General features: G+C 51.3%; 17 protein-coding genes. 1 reads left to right on the forward strand and 16 read right to left on the reverse strand.

The window, feature by feature from the left end; translation table 11 throughout:
• Positions 1-78: 78 nt before the first annotated feature.
• Positions 79-957, reverse strand: coding sequence for a YicC/YloC family endoribonuclease (locus PG862_RS03980; RefSeq protein ID WP_106999957.1), 879 nt, complete (start codon positions 955-957; stop codon positions 79-81).
• 144 nt (positions 958-1101) lie between these two features.
• Here PG862_RS03980 and PG862_RS03985 point away from each other — a divergent pair, with 144 nt between their 5' ends.
• Positions 1102-2844 (forward strand): Rqc2 family fibronectin-binding protein, encoded by a 1743-nt coding sequence (locus PG862_RS03985; protein WP_118683713.1) that lies wholly within the window; start codon positions 1102-1104, stop codon positions 2842-2844.
• 109 nt (positions 2845-2953) lie between these two features.
• Here PG862_RS03985 and serS read toward each other — a convergent pair whose 3' ends face one another.
• From serS to PG862_RS04060, 15 genes are all read right to left on the reverse strand, one after another.
• Positions 2954-4231, reverse strand: coding sequence for a serine--tRNA ligase (serS, locus tag PG862_RS03990; RefSeq protein WP_022360274.1), 1278 nt, complete (start codon positions 4229-4231; stop codon positions 2954-2956).
• A gap of 280 nt (positions 4232-4511) precedes the next feature.
• On the reverse strand, positions 4512-5348 hold the full coding sequence (locus PG862_RS03995) for a pyridoxamine kinase (RefSeq protein ID WP_118683712.1): 837 nt from the start codon (positions 5346-5348) through the stop codon (positions 4512-4514).
• Between the two features lie 461 nt (positions 5349-5809).
• Positions 5810-6412, reverse strand: a complete 603-nt coding sequence (locus PG862_RS04000) for an ECF transporter S component (RefSeq protein WP_022360276.1) — start codon at positions 6410-6412, stop codon at positions 5810-5812.
• Positions 6413-6529: 117 nt separating this feature from the next.
• Complete coding sequence (locus PG862_RS04005; protein ID WP_333490929.1) at positions 6530-7189, reverse strand: thiamine diphosphokinase; 660 nt, start codon at positions 7187-7189, stop codon at positions 6530-6532.
• On the reverse strand, positions 7186-7851 hold the full coding sequence (rpe, locus tag PG862_RS04010; RefSeq protein WP_022360278.1) for a ribulose-phosphate 3-epimerase: 666 nt from the start codon (positions 7849-7851) through the stop codon (positions 7186-7188). Before rpe ends, PG862_RS04005 begins: the two co-directional genes overlap by 4 nt.
• Positions 7852-7883: 32 nt before the next feature.
• The gene (gene rsgA / locus PG862_RS04015; protein WP_106999960.1) at positions 7884-8777 is read right to left on the reverse strand and encodes a ribosome small subunit-dependent GTPase A; all 894 of its coding nucleotides are present in this window, start codon (positions 8775-8777) and stop codon (positions 7884-7886) included.
• 25 nt (positions 8778-8802) lie between these two features.
• Positions 8803-11049: a Stk1 family PASTA domain-containing Ser/Thr kinase gene (pknB, locus tag PG862_RS04020; RefSeq protein ID WP_270706590.1), complete on the reverse strand. Its 2247-nt coding sequence runs from the start codon at positions 11047-11049 to the stop codon at positions 8803-8805.
• A complete protein-coding gene (locus PG862_RS04025; protein ID WP_106999962.1) occupies positions 11046-11792 on the reverse strand; it encodes a Stp1/IreP family PP2C-type Ser/Thr phosphatase in 747 nt (248 codons plus the stop codon). The genes pknB and PG862_RS04025 overlap by 4 nt, the downstream gene beginning before the upstream one ends.
• A complete protein-coding gene (gene rlmN, locus PG862_RS04030; RefSeq protein ID WP_022358690.1) occupies positions 11789-12853 on the reverse strand; it encodes a 23S rRNA (adenine(2503)-C(2))-methyltransferase RlmN in 1065 nt (354 codons plus the stop codon). The genes PG862_RS04025 and rlmN overlap by 4 nt, the downstream gene beginning before the upstream one ends.
• 71 nt (positions 12854-12924) lie before the next feature.
• Positions 12925-14256 carry a 16S rRNA (cytosine(967)-C(5))-methyltransferase RsmB gene (rsmB, locus tag PG862_RS04035; RefSeq protein WP_118637202.1) on the reverse strand — a complete coding sequence of 444 codons (1332 nt, stop codon included), beginning with the start codon at positions 14254-14256 and terminating at the stop codon, positions 12925-12927.
• Positions 14249-14965: a zinc metallopeptidase gene (locus tag PG862_RS04040; RefSeq protein ID WP_118482174.1), complete on the reverse strand. Its 717-nt coding sequence runs from the start codon at positions 14963-14965 to the stop codon at positions 14249-14251. The genes rsmB and PG862_RS04040 overlap by 8 nt, the downstream gene beginning before the upstream one ends.
• Before the next feature lie 66 nt (positions 14966-15031).
• Positions 15032-15976: a methionyl-tRNA formyltransferase gene (gene fmt, locus PG862_RS04045; RefSeq protein ID WP_106999965.1), complete on the reverse strand. Its 945-nt coding sequence runs from the start codon at positions 15974-15976 to the stop codon at positions 15032-15034.
• Positions 15977-16025: 49 nt separating this feature from the next.
• Positions 16026-16499: a peptide deformylase gene (gene def / locus PG862_RS04050; RefSeq protein WP_022358693.1), complete on the reverse strand. Its 474-nt coding sequence runs from the start codon at positions 16497-16499 to the stop codon at positions 16026-16028.
• A gap of 18 nt (positions 16500-16517) precedes the next feature.
• Positions 16518-18734, reverse strand: a complete 2217-nt coding sequence (gene priA / locus PG862_RS04055; RefSeq protein WP_270706594.1) for a replication restart helicase PriA — start codon at positions 18732-18734, stop codon at positions 16518-16520.
• Positions 18735-18895: 161 nt separating this feature from the next.
• Positions 18896-20305, reverse strand: a complete 1410-nt coding sequence (locus PG862_RS04060) for a UDP-N-acetylmuramoyl-tripeptide--D-alanyl-D-alanine ligase (protein ID WP_117795534.1) — start codon at positions 20303-20305, stop codon at positions 18896-18898.

The raw sequence follows: 20305 nt of genomic DNA on the forward strand, positions 1-20305 counted from the left end.
TTATTACAATATTTCATATTCTCCGTATTTTCACCGCCAACGGCAGCTTTCCGTGAATACCTCTTCCAGCATGATCGGCTATTCAATATTCTGAATCTGCTCTCTGACTTTCTCGATCTCTGTCTTGAGTGCAATCGCACAATCGGAAACCTCCAGATCGTTTGCCTTGGAAAGGATCGTATTCGCCTCGCGGTTCATCTCCTGTGCAATGAAATCCAGCTTACGTCCGACGCTTCCGCCCGCCGTCAGCTCCTTGCGGGTCGCCTCGATATGGCTTCTCAGGCGGACCGTCTCCTCATCGGTGCAGATCTTATCTGCAAAAATCACAACCTCTGCCGCAATCCGGCCTTCATCGACGCTGCTTCCTTCCAGAAGCTCTTTCACCTTATCTTCCAGTTTCGCCCGGTATTCTTCCACGATCTTCGGGGAACGTTCTTCAATCTGATCGACCAGCGTTACCATATAGTCCAGCTTGCCAAGCAGATCCTGCTTCAGATTCTCACCCTCGCGTGTGCGTGTCTCGACAAATTTTTCTGCCGCCTCACCAATCGCTTTTTCAAGAATCTGCCACATATGCTCCTCGTCCTCCGGCACCTGTTCCATCGTAAAGACCTCCGGACACCGTGCAAGACGCATCACCGTCGCGTCATTCGGAATCCCAAGCTCGTCCGCCATCTGACGGAAATAATCCATATACTCGCCGGCCAGGGAACGATTGTACTTTAAGGACATCTTCTCATCCGTATAATCTTCATAGGAAATAAAGACATCTACCTTTCCCCGCTGAATGTATTTCTTGAGCTGCGCGCGAATCGCCGCCTCAAAGTAATTAAATTTCTTCGGCATCTTAATGCTGAGATCCAAGTAACGGTGGTTTACCGCCTTCATCTCCACAGAAATCTTATATTCATCCGTTGCCATCTCGCATCGGCCAAATCCAGTCATACTTTTAAGCATAGTGACGCCTCTCTCTTTCATCCATAGATAATGGTATTATAATGCAAATCGCCGCAAGCGTCAACCGAATTTAAAAGTGATTGTTTTTCGTGTCTTCTTTCATTATAATAGTAGATACTACACAAATAAAGGAGCACCAAAACCATGGCATTTGACGGAATTGTAATCGCAAACCTGGTTAAGGAGTTTAGTGACGCGCTTACCGGCGGCAAGATCGCAAAGATCACGCAGACCGAGCGCGATGAACTTCTTTTTACCATAAAGAACTTCCGGGAGACGAAACGGCTTCTTCTCTCGGTCAACGCAAGTCTTCCGCTGGCATATCTGACGGATACCAACAAGCAGGGACCGATGACTGCCCCGAATTTCTGCATGCTGCTTCGCAAGCACATCGGAAGCGGACGCATCGTGTCGGTCAGCCAGCCGGGTCTGGAACGCTGTATTCATTTTGAGATCGAACATCTGGACGAGATGGGTGACCTCTGCCGCAAGCTGCTTATCGTCGAACTGATGGGAAAATACAGCAATATCATTTTCTGCAGCCCTGACGGCACGATCCTCGACAGTATCAAACATATCTCCGTGCAGGTCAGCTCCGTGCGCGAGGTTCTGCCGGGACGGCAATATTTCCTCCCGCAGACGGTCGCAAAGCAGGATCCGCTGACTGCATCTGCCGATGATTTCGCCGCCATTCTGGCACAGTTACCGGCACCGGCAGGAAAAGCCATTTACACGAATTTCACCGGTATCAGCCCGGTCATGGCAGAAGAATTCTGCTATGAGGCATCGATTGATGCCGACCGCCCCGCATCGGAACTGAATGAGCTGGAGCGCACGCACCTCGGTCACACCCTGGAACTGGCAATGGAATCCATCAAAAATGGACAGTTCTCGCCCTGCATCGTATACCGTGAAGATGAGCCAATGGAATTTGCCGCTCTCCCATTGACCTCGTTCCCGCCGGAATATCAGGTCGAACACTTTGATTCGATCAGTAAAGTGCTGGAGACCTACTATGCGTCCAAGAACGTCATCACACGAATCCGCCAGAAATCCTCGGATCTGCGCCGGATCGTCCAGACTGCCCTGGAGCGCAATTATAAAAAATACGATTTGCAGCAGAAACAGTTAAAGGACACCGAAAAACGGGATAAATACAAGCTCTACGGCGAGCTGTTAAACACCTACGGTTATGAGCTGACCGGCGGCGAAAAAGAACTTGTCTGCACGAACTACTACACAGGAAAAGAGGTCAAGATCCCGCTTGACCCGCAGCTGACCGCCCGCGAAAATTCGCAGAAGTATTTTGACAAATATGGAAAACTCAAACGTACTTTCGAGGCTCAGAGCCAGCTCATTGAGGAGACGAAGCAGGAGATCGAGCACCTCGAATCCATCAGTACCTCCCTCGATATTGCCTTAAAGGAGGAAGATCTGACCCAGATCAAGCAGGAGTTGACGGAATATGGCTTCATCAAAAAGCACGGTCCGGCTGGAAAGAAAGTAAAAATCACAAGCCGCCCATTCCACTACCTTTCCTCCGACGGATTCCATATCTACGTCGGCAAAAACAACTACCAGAATGAGGAGCTGACCTTCAAGATCGCGACTGGAAATGACTGGTGGTTCCACGCAAAAGGAATTCCGGGTTCCCATGTCATTGTGAAATCCGAAGGAAAAGAGCTTCCGGACCGCACCTTCGAGGAAGCCGCCGGGCTGGCTGCCTACTATTCCAAGGGACGGGAAAATGAAAAAGTTGAGATCGATTATGTACAGAAAAAGCAGGTCAAAAAAGTAGCGGGCGCTGCTCCGGGATTTGTGATTTATCATACGAATTATTCGATGATGGCGACGCCGTCGAATCAGCTGGAAGAACTGCCATCATAATGCCGCCTGAAAAAAGACAATGTCTATATTTCTGCAATTCACAATGAGTCCAGTAAAAAACGCCACAGGCACACAACCCATGGCGTTTTTTTACTGGACTCAAATGAACTTAGCGAATCTCGCTCTTACCACCCATATACGGACGCAGAACCTCCGGAATGCGGACAGAACCGTCTGCCTGCAGGTTGTTCTCTAAGAATGCGATCAGCATACGCGGCGGAGCTACTACAGTGTTGTTCAAGGTGTGTGCAAAGTATTTGCCGTCTTTGCCGTTGACACGGATCTTCAGACGTCTTGCCTGTGCATCACCTAAGTTGGAGCAGCTTCCAACCTCGAAATATTTCTTCTGACGCGGGGACCATGCCTCTACATCAACGGATTTTACTTTCAGATCAGCCAGGTCTCCGGAGCAGCACTCCAGAGTACGAACCGGAATATCCATGGAACGGAACAGGTCCACGGTGTTCTTCCACAGTTTGTCATACCACATCTTGCTGTCTTCCGGTTTGCAGACTACGATCATTTCCTGTTTCTCAAACTGGTGGATGCGGTATACGCCTCTCTCCTCGATGCCGTGAGCGCCCTTCTCTTTACGGAAACACGGAGAATAGCTGGTCAGTGTTTTCGGAAGCTCTTCCTCCGGAACTACGGTATCAATGAATTTACCGATCATAGAGTGCTCGCTGGTACCGATCAGGTAAAGATCCTCGCCCTCGATCTTGTACATCATCGCATCCATCTCATCGAAACTCATAACGCCGGTTACAACATTGCTGCGGATCATGAACGGCGGGATACAGTAGGTAAATCCACGGTCAATCATGAAATCTCTTGCATATGCGATAACAGCAGAATGAAGTCTTGCGATATCGCCCATCAGGTAATAGAAACCATTTCCAGCTACCTTTCTGGCACTGTCCAGATCGATGCCGTTAAATTTCTCCATAATCTCGGTGTGGTACGGGATCTCGAAATCCGGTACCACCGGCTCGCCGAAGCGCTCGATCTCTACGTTCTCGCTGTCGTCTTTACCGATCGGAACACTCGGATCAATGATGTTCGGGATGGTCATCATAATCTTTAAGATGCGCTCGCCAAGATCCTTCTCCTGCTCTTCCAGCTCAGACAGGCGGGCAGACTGCTCTGCTACCTGTTTCTTCAGCTCTTCTGCTTCCTCTTTCTTTCCCTGACCCATCAGAGCGCCGATCTGTTTTGCAATCTTGTTCTTGTTCGCACGCAGATCATCTGCTTCCTTCTTCGCTGCACGGTTCTTGGCATCCAGCTCAATTACCTCATCTACCAGCGGAATTTTCTTGTCCTGGAACTTATTTTTAATATTCTGCTTTACAATGTCAGGATTTTCTCTGACGAATTTAAGATCTAACATATCTTCCTCCTACTGTTATGCAATTAACTGCACGAAAACTATTTATAATTATACTACAACTTTGTACGAATGAAAAGCCCTGTTTCAAGAGTTCCTCTGTTCGTTACTGTTCACGCATACGTGAACAGTAACGGAATTTGCCGTGGCTTCGCATTTAAATACGGCAAATTCCTGCTGCCACCACGTTTTCTTACGGCACTTTCGGTTCCAAAAGTGCCTACCCGTGAACTGTAACCTATGTTCTTCTTGATACAAAACAGGATAGACTGCCCCATTATATTTAACTCAACTTCGTCAAATAGGACAGACACGCCTCCAGGCACAGTCCGTCCTGCTCCGGGGCACCAAGTTCTTCTGTCTTTTCCACACATTTTTTTGTAAAAGCTGCCGCCCGTCTGACGGCTTCCTCCATCGGCACACCTCGCACCATGCTGGCACCGATGACTGCTGCAAAGACATCCCCGGTTCCGTGGTAATTGCCCGCCACAAATTTAGTTGCATGAAAGACCGGATCCTTGCCACGCTCATGGATCACGTTGAGGATCTGTTTGCCCTTGACCACGCCTGTCAAAATGACTGACCGCGCGCCCAAAAGGTGAAGCTTCCAGGTCAGATCTGAGAGCTTGCGCTTACTCCATCCATTTTCCTGATACAGCGTGTCCGTCAGGGCACAGGCTTCAGTCAGATTTGGCGTGACAACGTCCGCATACTGCATCAGCTCCCGCATCGCCTCGATCAGATCCTCGTCACAGACGCTGTAGAGATGTCCGTGGTCGCCCATCGTCGGATCTACCAAAACCTGCGTATTTTCCCGTTTGAAATCCCGGATAAAATCTGCCACGATCGACGCCTGTCTGGCAGAACCTAAGAATCCAGTCATGATTCCGTCCATCTCAAATCCCATCTTCCGCCACGGCTCCAGATATGCCTCCATCCGATCGGTATAATCATCCATATAGCATTCCGGATATCCCGCGTGATTGGACAGCACCGCCGTCACCACCGGACAGCACTGTACTTTGAGGGCGCTGATAACCGGCATTGCCGCCGTCAGCGAACAGCGCCCGTAGCCTGACAGGTCATTTAAAACCGCTATTTTCTTCTGAATTCCTTCCATGTATAATTTTTCCTCATTTTCTTAATTTTAAGATACCAGGGTCAAAAGGTCAGAAGTTCGACGCAAGCTTGCTTGCAGGAGAATTTTTGACCTTGGGACCCGCCAAAAACATGAGTAAGTAGCCATTTTTCAAAGAAAAATGAGCGAATTACGAATGTTTTTGAAGATTGCGTGAGCATATAGTGCGGAGCAATCTGGTATCAGAGGGGTCAAAATATCTTTTGACCCCAACATCATTTTAAGCAACTTTATAATCTAACATATTCTCGCGGCAGATACGACTGCCTGCAGCATGATTCTGGTTTCTACAAGCGTGTATCTATGCATTTGTGTTTCATAAGCCGCACACTCCAATGACGCAACAAGGAGACTGCGCCCGGACAGATGTTTTTCCCATTCTGCCCAACCACAGTCTCCTGTATGTATTTCATTTTAATTCTTCTCGACTGAGATAAATTGCCTTATGCTCTCGCTTCTACAGACAATGCATCCAGAAAACCTGCCTTGCGGAGTGCCGGACGAACTGCCATATAGATAACAACAGACGCAATCGTAGATGTCACCGCATTGATCGAAGTCGCTGCGATATTCCATGCAAGTGTGAGCTCTGCCGCCGGTTTACCAATGATCCAGAGTTTATAATAATATCCGATCAGCGGATCTGCAATGACGTTGAATAAAAGACCTGCCACCGCTGCTGCAATCGTAAAACCAAGGATGTGGTTCTTATCGGTGCTCCGGTCAATCTTGCCCAGACGATGTGCTACGAATCCGGCGATCAGTCCGATGCAGAGTTTGCAGATAAATGTCTTCGGTGCATATACAATATAAACCGGATCGAGAAGGTCACCTATCGTCATGCCGATAGCACCTCCCAAACCGCCGTAAAAGCCGCCGACTAAGAGTGCCCCGATGACACAGACTGCATTTCCCAGATGAATGGAGGTTGCATCGCCGCCCGGAAGTGTGATCTTCACCTGTCCGTATGTAAATACGACATAGGAGAGAGCTGCCAGCAGACCGACCATCGCGATCTTGTAAGCCTGATTTGATTTGTTTGCCATGATGTTTCATCCTCCCTTGTTATTGGACTCATCATAGCACAATCTTGTCCCCTGAAAAACATACAGTTTTTATCATTTTAAGCAGGTCAGTTTTAACTTGCCACTTTTTTATCCGGATTAATCATGTGCCTCCACGCACAAAAGGACGCCTCTCTCCAGCTCCAGAATGCCCTCTTCCCGTTTGAGTTCATTGCTGATGCAGAGACTCGTCCCCAGCCCGATCGTCCGCCGCTGGAGCGGGTATTTAAATCCCCGCAGCGTCAGTCCCTCGACAGTCTCGGTCATCGGCAGGAACGAAATGTATTTTCCATACACCTTTTCCCGGTGAAATACCTTATGCCCGCCCAGAAGATACAGGCGGTTGCGGGCATCATAAATATTCACTTCCATTCCCTGGCAGAAAAACTGATACATCAGCTGGATATTGCCGATGGCGTGATCCATACGGCCGCCCAGCGCCCCCAGGATATCAACTGCCTCACAGCCCTGGCGCGCCGCCGTCAAAAGCGCCAGCTCCGTATCCGTCTCATCCTTCTCCGGTTTATGGATCTCAAATTCGATGTCCGGCTGGTTCTGATATTCTTCCAGAACCTTTTTATCCACCGTGTCCAGATCGCCGACCACCGCATTCGGAGAAATATGCAGCGGGCGCAGAACCTCCAGCCCCGCATCTGCCGCAATTACATAGTCATACGAGCGCTGTGAGAGAAAATCTTTCGCAAACGCAATATCAATCGTTCCGCCTGTCACAATCAAACAACGCTTCATCTTCATCATCCCTGTTCAAATTCCTGAAAAATATTTAAAAATGTTTTTACATTCCCAGCCGGGTTTCCCTTAAATACGGCGCTTCCCGCCACGATCACATCGGCTCCTGCCTCTAATACCGTCCGCACATTGTCCGGCGTGATTCCTCCGTCCACCTCAATGCGGGTGGAAAGTCCCCTCTCGCTGCACATTGCGCGCAGCTTCTTGATTTTTTCTACCGTATATGGAATAAATTTCTGACCGCCAAATCCCGGGTTGACCGTCATCAGAAGAACCATGTCCACCTCCGGCAAAATAACATCCAGTGTCTCGACCGGGGTCGCCGGATTTAACGCTACACCTGTTTGCAGCCCTGCCTCACGGATCTGCGCGATCGTGCGGTCCAGATGAAGACAGGCTTCCTGATGCACACAGATCAGATCCGCCCCCGCTTTTTTGATATCCTCTACGTAACGTCCCGGTTCTTCCACCATCATGTGTACGTCAAACACACGATCCGTCACCGGGCGCAGGCTCTTAATTACCGGCATTCCAAAGGAGATACTCGGCACAAACGCGCCATCCATCACATCCAGATGGATGTACTGTGCACCTGCCTTGTCCACCTCAGCGACCTGCTCTCCCAGCTTCGTAAAATCTGCCCCCAGAATCGAAGGTGATAATATAATCATGGTTCTTTCCTCCCATTTTTTGTATAATATCCTCAACGGCTGCTTCTGCCGTATTTCTTTTTCTCTTTTAATTCCTGATACATCAAACGGTAATTGTCATACCGGCTCTGCCCGATCTTATGCTCCTGCACCGCCGTCTTGACGCCGCATTCGCGCTCGCCAATGTGGACACAGCCTAAGAAACGGCATTCATCCTCATATGCCTCAAATTCCGGGAAAAAGTCCTTGAGCGCCTCCGGCTCCAAATCCTCGATATAGAGAGAACTGAATCCCGGCGTATCCATCATATAGGTGCTCTCTTCCACGAAAAACAGTTCTGAATGGCGCGTCGTATGTTTGCCCCGGCGGATCTTCTCACTGATACCGCCCGTTTCCATCTGTGCCTCCGGCTGGATAAAGTTCGTGATCGACGATTTTCCGACACCCGAAGGTCCTGCTAAGACCGTTGTTTTCCCAATGATCAACCGATGAAACTCCTCCAGCCCTGATTTTTCGTAGGTGCTGATAAAATGCACCGGATAGCCCGCCGGTTCATAGATCGCACGCAGCTTCTCCTGCTCGGCTGCATCAACCAGATCGATCTTGTTGAAACAGATGCTGACCGGAACTTCCTGCCGTTCCATCATGACGAGGAAGCGGTCGAGAAGGTTTAAATTTGGCATCGGATCGGTGATGGCAAAAACCACCACCGCCTGATCAACATTTGAAACCGCCGGGCGGATCAGACGGTTTTTACGAGGAAGGATCTCATCGAGATTGCCTGTCGCCTTCTCCTCATCGAGAACACTGATCTCCACGTCATCGCCTACCAGCGGCTTGATGCCGCGATTTCGGAAAATTCCCTTTGCACGGCATTCATATACCTTTCCAATACCGTCGTGTACATAATAGAAACCGCCGATCCCTTTAATTATCTTTCCCTGCATATCTGTACCTTACAACTACCTCTTATTAATTATCTGAAACTTCCACAAATTCAAGCTGATACGTTTTTAGAACCCGATCGTTCGTCAGATCGAGGATCTGCAGCTCACCTGTCTGCACACCGTCCGCTCCCTCGATATTATAATGAATCGGAAGCGTGATATCGCCGCCGATCTCCCTCGGTTCCATGACCGTCTTAGTCACAGTATTGCCGGCAATCGTCTGCTTCATCACAATACTGACGCGGATATGCGTATCTCCGGAACTTGGTCCAAACAGTTCACTCATCTGGAATTCATCGTTGATCGCCGCCACATAGCGGGTTCCTTTTCCCAGACTGACTGTATAGCCAATGGCACTTCCCTCCGGTGTATCTGTTTTCTCCAGGACATCCTGACTGATGATCTTGCCCTTTGCCACTTCTGAACTCTTCGCTTCCTTGCGCTCGCCAAGCCCTAATCCGACCGCTTCCAGAACAACTTTTGCATTTTCCTCTGAAAGCCCTGTAATCCTCGGCATCGGTACCGTCGGTACGTTCGGACCTGTGCTGACATACAGCGTCACCGTACCGCCTGGATCCACGCTGGACGGACTGTATCGGATCACTATACCGGAGGCAACCGTATCGCTGCTCTCTTTCTGCACTACTACGGTCAGTTTATTTTCTTCTGCCAGAAGCGTCTCTGCATCCTCGCCGGACATCTCTTCCAGTCCAAGTTTCGTCAAATCTATTGCCTCATTGCCTTCTCCGATCGTGACGATAACTTCCGTCTGTTTCGAGACAACCGTGCCGCTGGCAATACTCTGACCGATGACCTTCCCCTTTTCAGAGGTTTCCGACTTTTCATATTCATAACGGATTTTCAACGACTGCTTTTCCAATGCTGTCTTCGCCTCATCCTCCGTCATGCCGTCCAGAGGCGGAACCCTGCACTCCGTTGATTCCAGACTCTCGCTCTCAGACGCCTCCGAAGAAGCTTCAACGGTCGTCTTCGGATGCTTCTGACTACCAGATCCCAGATTAAAGATGCCTGTCAACTTCGCAGCAATGACAATCACAACCACCACAATCAATACGGCTGCACCGATTCCAATCATCGTAAGCAGGCGCTCCATCTGCGGATTGACATCCTCGCTGTCTTCTTCTATACGGCGTCCCTTCCGTCTACGGTCTGGGCGCCTTGAGGTTTCTTCCTCATAGACATCCGTCTCTTCTTCCTGCCAACCTTCTATCTCGTTCTCCGACGGTTCCGGCTCTTTCCAGACTACCTCACCACGTTCATTTTCTGTCGGAACCGGTCCGGTCTTTTCACTCACTGCCGGATGTTCCATCGTCTGTTCCAGATTTCGATTTCTCTGTGCCTCCATCTGGCGGTTCAGTTCCTCTGCCCCGCGCACGACTGTCGGGGAATTTTCATCAAATTCCGGTTCTTTTTTCAGGAAATCATCGTTTGGATCCACCAGCGCATGGCGCAGATCCGCGATCAGCTCATACGCATTCTGGTAACGGCGTTCCGGCTTTTTTTGGGTACATTTTAAAATAATGCGGTCCAGGCTTGCCGACACCTCCGGGTTGATGCGGCTCGGCGGCTGCACCGGTTCTTCCAAATGCGCCAGTGCCACTGAAACCGGGTTATCCCCGTCAAACGGAAGTTTTCCTGTTAGCATCTCATACATCGTGATTCCCAGTGAATACAGATCGCTTCGTCCGTCGCTATAATTTCCTTTTGCCTGCTCCGGCGAGATATAATGCACGGAACCGACCGCATTGACCCCGATCGTCTGGGACGATACAGCTCTGGCAATACCGAAATCCGCCACCTTCACCTTGCCGTCACGCGAGATAATCATATTCTGCGGTTTGATGTCCCGGTGCACAATATGCTGGTCATGTGCCGCTGCCAGCCCCTGCGCTACCTGGATGGCAATTCCAATCGTTTCTTTGACGCCCAGATGACCTTTCTTGAGAATGTAGCTTTTCAGCGTGATTCCCTCGATGAGTTCCATGACGATATAATGAAGACTGCCCTCATCCACAACGTCATAAACACTCACAATATTTGGATGGGAAAGCCCTGCCGCCGCCTGCGCCTCCATCTTGAATTTGCTGACGAAATTCGCATCCTGGCTGTACTCATCCTTTAAAACCTTGATCGCCACCAGACGGTTCAGAGTGTGGCATTTTGCCTGATACACCTCTGACATGCCGCCCGTACCAATCAGTGAGAGGATCTCATAGCGATCCTGCAGATAAGTTCCCGGTTTCAGCATCATGATTCTCTCACCTCCTTGATCTGCGGGTCAATCAATATGACCGCGATATTATCTTTCCCGCCGTTCTGGTTTGCGAGCGCCGTGAGCGCCCTTGCCTTGGTGTCCAGGGTTCCCGGCAGAAGCACCATCCGGTAAATTGCTGAATTATCCACCATATTGGTTAACCCGTCCGAACACAGCAGTATGTAATCGCCCGGATTCAGTGAAACCTCAAAGAAATCCGGCTCCACATGCCCACCGATCCCGACTGCGCGGGTAATGATATTTTTCTTCGTCTCATATTCCCGGCTGCCGCGGCTCATCTGTCCCAGCGAGACCATCGCCTCCACGTAGGAATGATCCCGGGTAATCTGATGAATGCCGGAGCGCTCAATCCGGTAGAGACGGCTGTCCCCCACGTTTGCCACATAGAGTGTATTTCCCTGAATTGAAGCCGCTACCAGCGTTGTTCCCATGCCGGCAAGCTCCTCGCGCTCACAGGAAAGGGTATAAAGTTCCTGATTGACTGCCTCGATCCCCTTTCGAAGCGCCGCGACCGGCTCATTCTCACCACTCTCTTTGATATATTCCGGCATATGCTCGATCAGATAGCGCGAAGCAAAATCTCCCGCCTGATGACCGCCCATTCCGTCCGCCACGACAAACAGGTTGGAAAGTTCTCCCACCGGCTCCGTGCTGGCAAACTGAGCATCCTGATTGACCTTACGCGTTTTTCCGATATCCGTCAGTGCGTATGCTTTCATTTGACTGCCGCACCTTCTTTCTCCTGCTCTTTATCCATATAGCTCTTCCGGAGCTGTCCGCAGGCACCGTCTATGTCGCGCCCCATCTCGCGCCGGATTGTCACATTGATTCCCTTGGATTCCAGACATCCCTTAAATGCTTCGATCGCTTTCCGTCCCGACTGTACATAAGAGCGCTCCTTGATCGGATTGACCGGAATCAGATTCACATGCCCGTGCTGATCCTGAATCAGCGCCGCCAGCTCGCGCGCCTCGTCCAGATTGTCGTTGACTCCCTGCACCAGGCTGTACTCAAACGTCATGCGGCGTCCCGTTTTTTCAAAATAGTAATGACAGGCCGCCAATACATCCTTTAACGCATATGTACGCGCGATCGGCATCAGGCTCTTCCGCACCTCGTCATTCGGCGCATGCAGAGAAAGTGCCAGCGTGATGGTCAGTCCCTGATCTGCCAGCTCCCGGATCTTCGGAACCAGCCCACAGGTGGAAACCGTCACATTTCGCTGACTGATATGCAGTCCGCCTTCCTCCGTCAAAAGATGGATAAAGCGGATCAGGTTATCGTAATTGTCCAGCGGTTCACCCGATCCCATCACAACCACGTTGGAAACGCGTTCGCCTGTATCGCGCTGAATCTGATAAATCTGGTCCAGCATCTCCGACGGGCGCAGGTTCCGTTCCAGGCCGTCCAGGGTCGAAGCACAGAAACGGCAGCCCATCCGACACCCCACCTGCGAGGAAATACAAACGGAATTTCCATGCTTATAACGCATCAGGACACTCTCGATGACATTGCCGTCCGCGAGGCGGAACAGGTACTTGCGGGTTCCATCGATCTGCGAAATCTGCACCCGTACCTTTTCCAGCGATACATACTCGCACGCGTCCTGCAGCTTCTGCCGGAGTACCTTGGAAAGGTTTGTCATATCGTCAAAGGAAGATGCCAGTTTTTCATGCATCCACTGATAGATCTGGGCGGTCCGGAATGGTTTTTCGCCCAGACTCACCAAAAAGGCACGCAGTTCCTCCTGCGTCATTGATTTTATATCCTGCTTTTCCATATCGGACTGCCTCCCTCTCTCCTATATGCACTCTCGGAGCCTTTCCTGTATTCATACACTGTTCCGTCCAGTTATCCTTTTCTTTTCATCACAGAGATGAAAAATCCATCACAAGGATGAACGCCCGGATAGAGCTGGATGTATCCCTCTTTCAGGCTGTCTTCCTGAAAATCAATCCCCAGACGACCACTGATATCAACCGGCTCAAATGGATATTCGTTTAAAAACCATGCCCGGTTTTCATCATTTTCCAGACGGTTGACCGTGCAGGTGCTGTAAACCAGCACTCCACCCGGCTTCACGTACTGCCAGACCACCGACAGCATCTGCCGCTGCAATGCAGCCAGGTCCCGGATTCCGTCCATTGAAGCGTTGTATTTGATATCCGGCTTGCGTCCGATAATGCCAAGTCCTGAACACGGCAGATCGGCAATGACCACATCCGCTTTCTGCTCCATCGAAGCATCGAATTCACACGCATTCCAGGCGCAGGCAGAGACGTTTGTACAGCCGCTGCGGGCAATATTCTCCTTGATCAAAGATACCTTGTAATCACTCACATCCCGGATCTCAACCTGTCCAGTTCCGTGCAGCAGATCCGCCGCATGAAGCCCTTTTCCACCCGGTGCCCCACAGACATCGAGTACAAAATCACCCTCTTTAATACCCGCCGCATCACCAGCCAGCGACGAACTCAGGTCCTGAATCCGGATTAGTCCTTCGCGGAACGCATCCAGACTCTCTGGATAGTCCACTCCCGTCAGACGGTAAACGCCGCTTCCCGTCGCTGTCTCCTCTGCCGTCACGCCCTGGGCAGACAGGGAGGCAAGAATCTCTTCTTTCCCTGCACGGCTCTCGGCAAACCGCACCATAAACGGACGTTTCTCCAGACCAGCCTGTGCCATCCTGTGCGTCGTCTCTGCCCCATAGTTTTCCTCCCAGAGAGATAAAATCCAGTCCGGCATTGAATACCGCACTGAATCATCCGGGAAGGTCAGTTTGCCTTTTCCACGCACCACAGAACGCAACACACCATTTACAAAGCCGGAAAGTCCGGAAAATCCGCGTTTTTTCGCAAGGCGCACCGCCTCATTGCACGCCGCCGAATCCGGTACACGGTCCATATAATAAATCTGGTACACGCTCATCCGCAGAAGTGTGCGGATAAACGGTTTCATCTTATGAACTTTTGTTTTGGAATATGCGTTGATAATATAATCAATCTGGATTTTATACTCCACCGTCCCGTCCACAATCCGTTTTAAAAACGAGCGGTCTGATTTTTCCAGATACTGATATTTAGAAAGAGCCTGAAAAAGGGCCAGATGTGTATACTGTCCCTTTTCCAGAATCTCGGTCAAAATTTCGACCGCTATTTCACGCAGCGCAGTTCCATCAGTCATCGCGTCGTCCTCCAAATAATATAATCAGACGCAGAAGCTGTAAAATCGAACCAGCCGCCGCTGCCACATACGTCAGTGCCGCCGCACCAAGCACCTGTTTGGTATATCCAACTTCTTCCCCGCGAAGAATCCCTGTTGAATCAAGCAGACGTACCGCACGCGCGGATGCATTGAACTCAACCGGAAGCGTCACCAGCTGGAACAGCACCGACAAGGAAAATAAAAGAATTCCAAGTGAAACGATCGGAGATCCCATGCCGCCGATCAGGACACCAATCAGGATCATAGGCCAGGAAAGCTGTGCGCCGATGTTGACCACCGGCACCATTGAACCGCGCAGGCGCAGCGGAACATACTCAGATGCATCCTGCATCGCATGTCCGCACTCATGCGCCGCAACACCGATCGCCGCGACCGAAGTAGAACCATATACACTCTCAGATAAATTCACAGTCTTGGTCCGCGGATCATAGTGGTCGGTCAGACTGCCTGCCACCTGGCGGATCTGGACATCATAGATGCCCTGTGAATTTAAAAGCTGTCTCGCCGCCTCGGCTCCCGTCATGCCAGTCATGCTCCGGACTCTTGAAAACCGCGCGTAGGTGCTTTTCACCTTCGCAGATGCCCCTAATGACAGAAATACACCAATTAATACCAGAATCATCGTCGGATCAAACATACTGTAATATCCATATCCGTATCCGTACATATCACTCCAACTCCTTTCAAACGCCTGGCTGCCTGTAGCAGTTCAGTTCCTGCTGAAGCATTCATTTTATCCGAGCTTTACTCCCGTTTCCACCGGATATCCGCGTAAAAATGCCGCCGTATCCATCCGCTTCTTGCCTTCCAGCTGAAGTTCCCGAATTGTGAGAAGCCCTTTGCCGGTCTGGACAGAGAATGCATCTTTACCGACACGTACCACCTGTCCGAATGTCTCCGGTGACGGCCTTCCCGCCGCATCTTCCTCGACATCCGCCGACCAGATTTTCAGGGTTTTTCCTTCAAATTTTGTATAAGCGCTCGGCCATGGATTTAAGCCGCGAATCAGGCGCTCAATCACTGCCGCATCCATCGACCAGTCGATCTGCCCCATCGACTTATCGAGCATTGTCACATGGGTTGCCTCTGCCTCATCTTGTTTAACCGGATGCAGGATTCCCGCCTCCGCTTTCTCAAGCGTGGAGAGAATCAGCTTTCCTCCCGCAAGGCTCAAGCGGTCAAACAGGCTGCCGCCTGTCTCTTTCGGATCCAGGCGTACTTCCACGGTATCCAGGATATCTCCGGTGTCCAGACCGACATCCATCTGCATCGTCGTCACACCGCTGACCTCATCGCCATTGATGACCGCCCACTGGATCGGGGCTGCCCCACGGTATTTTGGCAGAAGCGACGCATGGATGTTGATACAGCCGTATTTCGGCAGGTTCAGAATCCGCTCCGGCAGAATCTGGCCAAATGCAATCACGACGATCACATCCGGCTGAATCTTCGTCAATTCCTCAAAAAATGCCTCATCCTTGCGGACGCGCACCGGCTGATACACCGGGATTCCATATTCCAGCGCTTTTTCCTTGACAGGCGGCATTGCCATCGCCTTGCCGCGTCCCTTCGGCTTATCTGGCTGTGTCACCACCGCCGCTACTTCATGCCGGCTCTGATAGAGCGCTTCCAGTGTCGGAACCGCAAAATCCGGTGTTCCCATAAATACGATCTTCATATCTGCCTGTCACCCCACTCTTGTTTCTCTCTCATTCTGGCAATGTGCTTTATTCTTCCTCTGCCGCTACATCCTCTAACGGACCTTCTACCAATTCCACATACAGATGTCCGTGCAGATGATCGCACTCATGGCAAATCGCACGTGCCAGGAAATCATCTGCTTCCAGGACAAACTCTTCCATTTTTTCGTTCAGCGCGCGTACCTTTACGTGGCTCGGACGGGTTACCAGACCAGCCTTGCCCGGAACGCTTAAGCAGCCTTCCTGACCAGTCTGGCTGCCGGACATTTCCTCGATGACCGGATTGATCAGGACATACTGGTTGCCGTCCTCCACGTCGATTACTACGATCTGTTTGCGGATACCGACCTGCGGTGCTGCCAGACCTACGCCACCGGCTGAATACATCGTGTCAAACATATCCTCTATCAGTTCAAGTGTGTGATCGGTTACCTCCGTCACTGCCTTACACTCTTTTTTCAGTACCTCATCGCCAATAGTTCTAATTGATCGGATTGCCATTTTATACACTCTTCCTCTCTATGATATATCGTATTGAATCTGGACCGCCTGCCATTTTGTATCTGCGGCAGCCAAGGTTTCAATCTGACCCCTGATTTGATCCAGTATAGCACATTTTTCACACTTTATATATAAAATTTTTCTGTAGATGTCATTAACTTTGTATACCGGTGCCGGAACCGGACCGATACACTCGGCACTTTCGCGCAGCCGCCGCGCCGCCATTTCCGCACATTCATCCAGCACCACCTCATCGCCGCAGGCAAAATAAACCGCAGCCATCTGGCAGACTGGCGGATAATGAAGCAGCCTCCGGTAATTGATCTCATGGCTGTAAAACAGCTCATAATTCTGCGCCGCTGCCGCCTGCACGGCATAGTGTTCCGGCCGGTACGTCTGGATGACCACATCGCCGGGCTTCCCGGCGCGCCCCGCTCTGCCAGCCGCCTGCGTCAGAAGCTGGAACGTCCGCTCCGCGCTGCGGTAATCCGGCGTATTTAAGGAAAGATCCGCCGCCAGGATTCCGACCAGCGTCACTCCCGGAAAATCATGCCCTTTTACAATCATCTGCGTGCCGATCAGGATATCTGCCTCACGATTTGCAAATGCCTCCAGAATCGCTTCATGTCCGCCTTTTTTTGCCGTTGTATCCGCATCCATCCGCAGGATCCTCGCATCCGGAAACCGAATTTTCGTAAATTCTTCCATCTTCTGCGTTCCGGCCCCAAACCCGGCAATATACGGTGATCCGCAGGACGGACACTGCTTCATCAGCGGAATCGTATAGCCGCAGTAATGACAGACCAGACGGTTCTTCCCGTGTAGTGTCAGGGAAACATCACAATGCGGACAGGTCACCGCCTTTCCGCAGGAACGACAGGAAACAAAATTGGAATAGCCGCGCCGGTTCATAAAAAGCATCGCCTGCTCGCCACGTGCGAGTCTCTCTGTCAACATTGCATCCAACGTCCGGCTGAACACCGATTTATTGCCTACCTGCATCTCCGCACGCATATCAGCGATCTGTACCTTCGGCAGGATACTTCCCGCCACTGCCCGGTGATGCAGGGGCAGAAGCACATATTCGCCATTCTGCGCCCGCAGATACGATTCCAGAGAAGGAGTCGCTGAGCCCAAGACCAGCGAAGCCCCGGAAAGCCGGGCGCGCTCCGCCGCTACTTCCCTTGCATGATAGCGCGGCATCGTCTCGCTCTTATAGGCGCCCTCATGTTCCTCGTCGATCAGAATCAGTCCCAGATTGGAAAATGGGGCAAACAGCGCCGACCGCGGTCCGATCATCACGGAAACCTCGCCCCGCGCCGCCCGTTCCCACTGATCATAGCGTTCTCCCGCAGAGAGACGGGAATTCAGAATCGCGATCTGATCGCCAAATCGCCGGTAAAACCGCATCACCGTCTGATATGTCAGCGAAATTTCCGGGATCAGCAGAATCACCTGCTTTCCATCCCGCAGGACACGCGCCATCAGCTCCATGTAGACTTCGGTCTTTCCACTTCCCGTAACGCCGTGAATCAGATACGTTTCACGTTTCCCCGTCTCATAATCCTCACAGAAACGGTCAACCGCCGCCTGCTGCTCTTCATTGAGATGCACGGTCTGTCCGGCTGGACGCGGCAGTTTTGCATGGTTTAACCCGCGTTCCTCACGGGAAACTTTCACTGAAAGCTGTCCCTGTTCCTCCATCGGGCGGATCGTCGCCAGGGTCAGGTCAAGCTCCCGTCGGGCAAATTCCATCGGAATATCCAGATTGTCCCGGAATGCCTCAAGGAGCCGCACCCGCGCCTTATAATGCCGCTTCTGTGCCGCCAGGATTGCCGCTTCCAGCTCTTCCTGGTTTAAAAGACAATGCAGCGTCTTTTTCTCGCGCGGTTTTATCTTTTCCTTGACGGGAAGTACGGTTTTGAGCGTCTGGTTCATCGTCGCGCCATAACGTTCCCGCATCCACCACGCCAGACAGATAAGCTGAGATTGCACCGACATACTGCCCGGTGCGATCCCAGCTATCTCCTTGATGCGGGATGGGTCATACTCCGCCGTATTTCCCATTCCCACCACATATCCAGTCCGAAGTGAATTACCCTTTCCAAACGGTACCGTCACGCACGTTCCCGCCGTAATCTCCTCCGCCAGATGCGCCGGAATCCGGTACTGAAACGGGCGATCCACCTTCTCATGGGATATATCTATAATAATATCCGCGTATTGATACGCCATGATTCCTTCTCTTTCTATTTCTAATTCAAGTCGAACGTCCGTGAGATTTGGCGCGTGATTCTGGTCAGCGAAGCTGACATATTCTTTACAGAATCACTGCGCATCCTCGCGGAGCGTTTATCTCAGTCGGAGAATGGACTCCTACTGAGACAAACTTGCTATTACTTACCACCTGAAGAGGTGGGAGTCTTCTCGACTGAGATAAACCTCGCTGCCGTCTCCCCCAGCTTCATACTGTTGGAACCCTTAAACAGGACTGCATCTCCCTCACCGATCTGTGCATCCAGCCAGTCAAGCATATCTTCTTTTTCGTCCTCTTCAAACGAAACGACATGCAGATCCGGTTTGACTTTCTTTGCTCCCTCGGCGATCGCCTGCGCCAGTTCGCCATATACAACCAGGATATCGACCGGTTTTTCCGCCAGAAACGCACCAACTTCACGGTGGAACTGAATCGTATTCTCTCCCAGTTCCTTCATATCCGCCAGAACCGCAATTCTGCGTCCTGCCGGCAGGGAAGAAAGCACACCTATCGCCGCTTTCATCGAATCCGGGCTTGCATTGTAGGTATCGTCCACGATCGTATAACCATTTTTATGATAAATCTGCTGACGGTTCTTGAACCCGCCAAATTCAAGCAGCTTTTCCGCTGCATCGGCAAGCGGCACACCGTAGGCATCCGCAACCGCCAGGGCAGCCAGCGCATTCATGACATTGTGCTCGCCCATAACAGTCAGCTTCACCGGGACGCGCACCTCGCCGTGTACCATCGTAAAGGACGGAAATCCATCCGGATATGAAAGATCCTCGGCGCGGTAGTCGTTATCTGCTCCAAGTCCATAACGGACGGTATGGCAGCCTGCTTTTGCATGCACGGTGGAAAGCATATCATTATCTCCATTTACAAACAGGATTCCGCCTGCCTTCATACCGTCCTGGATATGCAGCTTTTCTTTTAAGATATTCTCGCGGGAGCCCAGATTCTCAATATGCGTCACACCGATATTCGTCATGACTGCCGAATCCACCGCCGCAATCTCCGCGATCACCGCCATCTCGCCCGGCTCACTCATTCCCAGTTCCAGCACGCCGATCTCATCATTCTCAGAAATCTCCGAGATCGTGAGTGGCACACCGATCTGGCTGTTGTGGTTTGCCGGTGTCTTGAATGTCTTATATTTCGCTGAAAGCGCCGCCGCCACCATTTCGCGCGTCGTCGTCTTTCCCACGCTGCCGGTGATACCAACTAACGGGATAGAAAGACGTGCCCGCAGGCAGCGCCCGATCGTCTGCAATGCCAGTTTCGTATCTTTCACCTGGATCAGCGCGCCGTGAAAGCCCTCCGGTGCCGCCTCATGCTCCGAAGTCAGTGCGGCTGCCGCCCCATTGTCCATCGCCTGAACCAGGAAACGATGCGCGTCTGATTTCTCCCCGATCAGCGGAACAAACAGATCCGCCCCGCGCATACTCCGGGAATCAATGCTGATGTGTTTTAACTCCGTATCTGCATCTCCGCAGAGCAGTGTTCCCGACACTGCTTCCACGATATGTCTGACTGTAATATGGTCCAT

It is taken from the genome of Clostridium fessum (genome assembly GCF_027698965.1).
Lineage (GTDB): Bacteria > Bacillota > Clostridia > Lachnospirales > Lachnospiraceae > Otoolea > Otoolea fessa.

Bases quoted from the DNA above. Each gene is read 5' to 3' on its own strand.
- priA (WP_270706594.1), bottom strand. From the start codon at position 18,734: ATGGCGTATCAATACGCGGATATTATTATAGATATATCCCATGAGAAG.
- rsgA (WP_106999960.1), bottom strand. From the start codon at position 8,777: ATGCAGGGAAAGATAATTAAAGGGATCGGCGGTTTCTATTATGTACAC.
- rlmN (WP_022358690.1), bottom strand. From the start codon at position 12,853: ATGGAAAAGCAGGATATAAAATCAATGACGCAGGAGGAACTGCGTGCC.
- PG862_RS03980 (WP_106999957.1), bottom strand. From the start codon at position 957: ATGCTTAAAAGTATGACTGGATTTGGCCGATGCGAGATGGCAACGGAT.
- PG862_RS04040 (WP_118482174.1), bottom strand. From the start codon at position 14,965: ATGTACGGATACGGATATGGATATTACAGTATGTTTGATCCGACGATG.
- PG862_RS04025 (WP_106999962.1), bottom strand. From the start codon at position 11,792: ATGAAAGCATACGCACTGACGGATATCGGAAAAACGCGTAAGGTCAAT.
- def (WP_022358693.1), bottom strand. From the start codon at position 16,499: ATGGCAATCCGATCAATTAGAACTATTGGCGATGAGGTACTGAAAAAA.
- PG862_RS04005 (WP_333490929.1), bottom strand. From the start codon at position 7,189: ATGATGAAGATGAAGCGTTGTTTGATTGTGACAGGCGGAACGATTGAT.
- PG862_RS04060 (WP_117795534.1), bottom strand. From the start codon at position 20,305: ATGGACCATATTACAGTCAGACATATCGTGGAAGCAGTGTCGGGAACA.
- serS (WP_022360274.1), bottom strand. From the start codon at position 4,231: ATGTTAGATCTTAAATTCGTCAGAGAAAATCCTGACATTGTAAAGCAG.
- fmt (WP_106999965.1), bottom strand. From the start codon at position 15,976: ATGAAGATCGTATTTATGGGAACACCGGATTTTGCGGTTCCGACACTG.
- PG862_RS03995 (WP_118683712.1), bottom strand. From the start codon at position 5,348: ATGGAAGGAATTCAGAAGAAAATAGCGGTTTTAAATGACCTGTCAGGC.
- rsmB (WP_118637202.1), bottom strand. From the start codon at position 14,256: ATGACTGATGGAACTGCGCTGCGTGAAATAGCGGTCGAAATTTTGACC.
- PG862_RS04000 (WP_022360276.1), bottom strand. From the start codon at position 6,412: ATGGCAAACAAATCAAATCAGGCTTACAAGATCGCGATGGTCGGTCTG.
- pknB (WP_270706590.1), bottom strand. From the start codon at position 11,049: ATGATGCTGAAACCGGGAACTTATCTGCAGGATCGCTATGAGATCCTC.
- rpe (WP_022360278.1), bottom strand. From the start codon at position 7,851: ATGATTATATTATCACCTTCGATTCTGGGGGCAGATTTTACGAAGCTG.
- PG862_RS03985 (WP_118683713.1), top strand. From the start codon at position 1,102: ATGGCATTTGACGGAATTGTAATCGCAAACCTGGTTAAGGAGTTTAGT.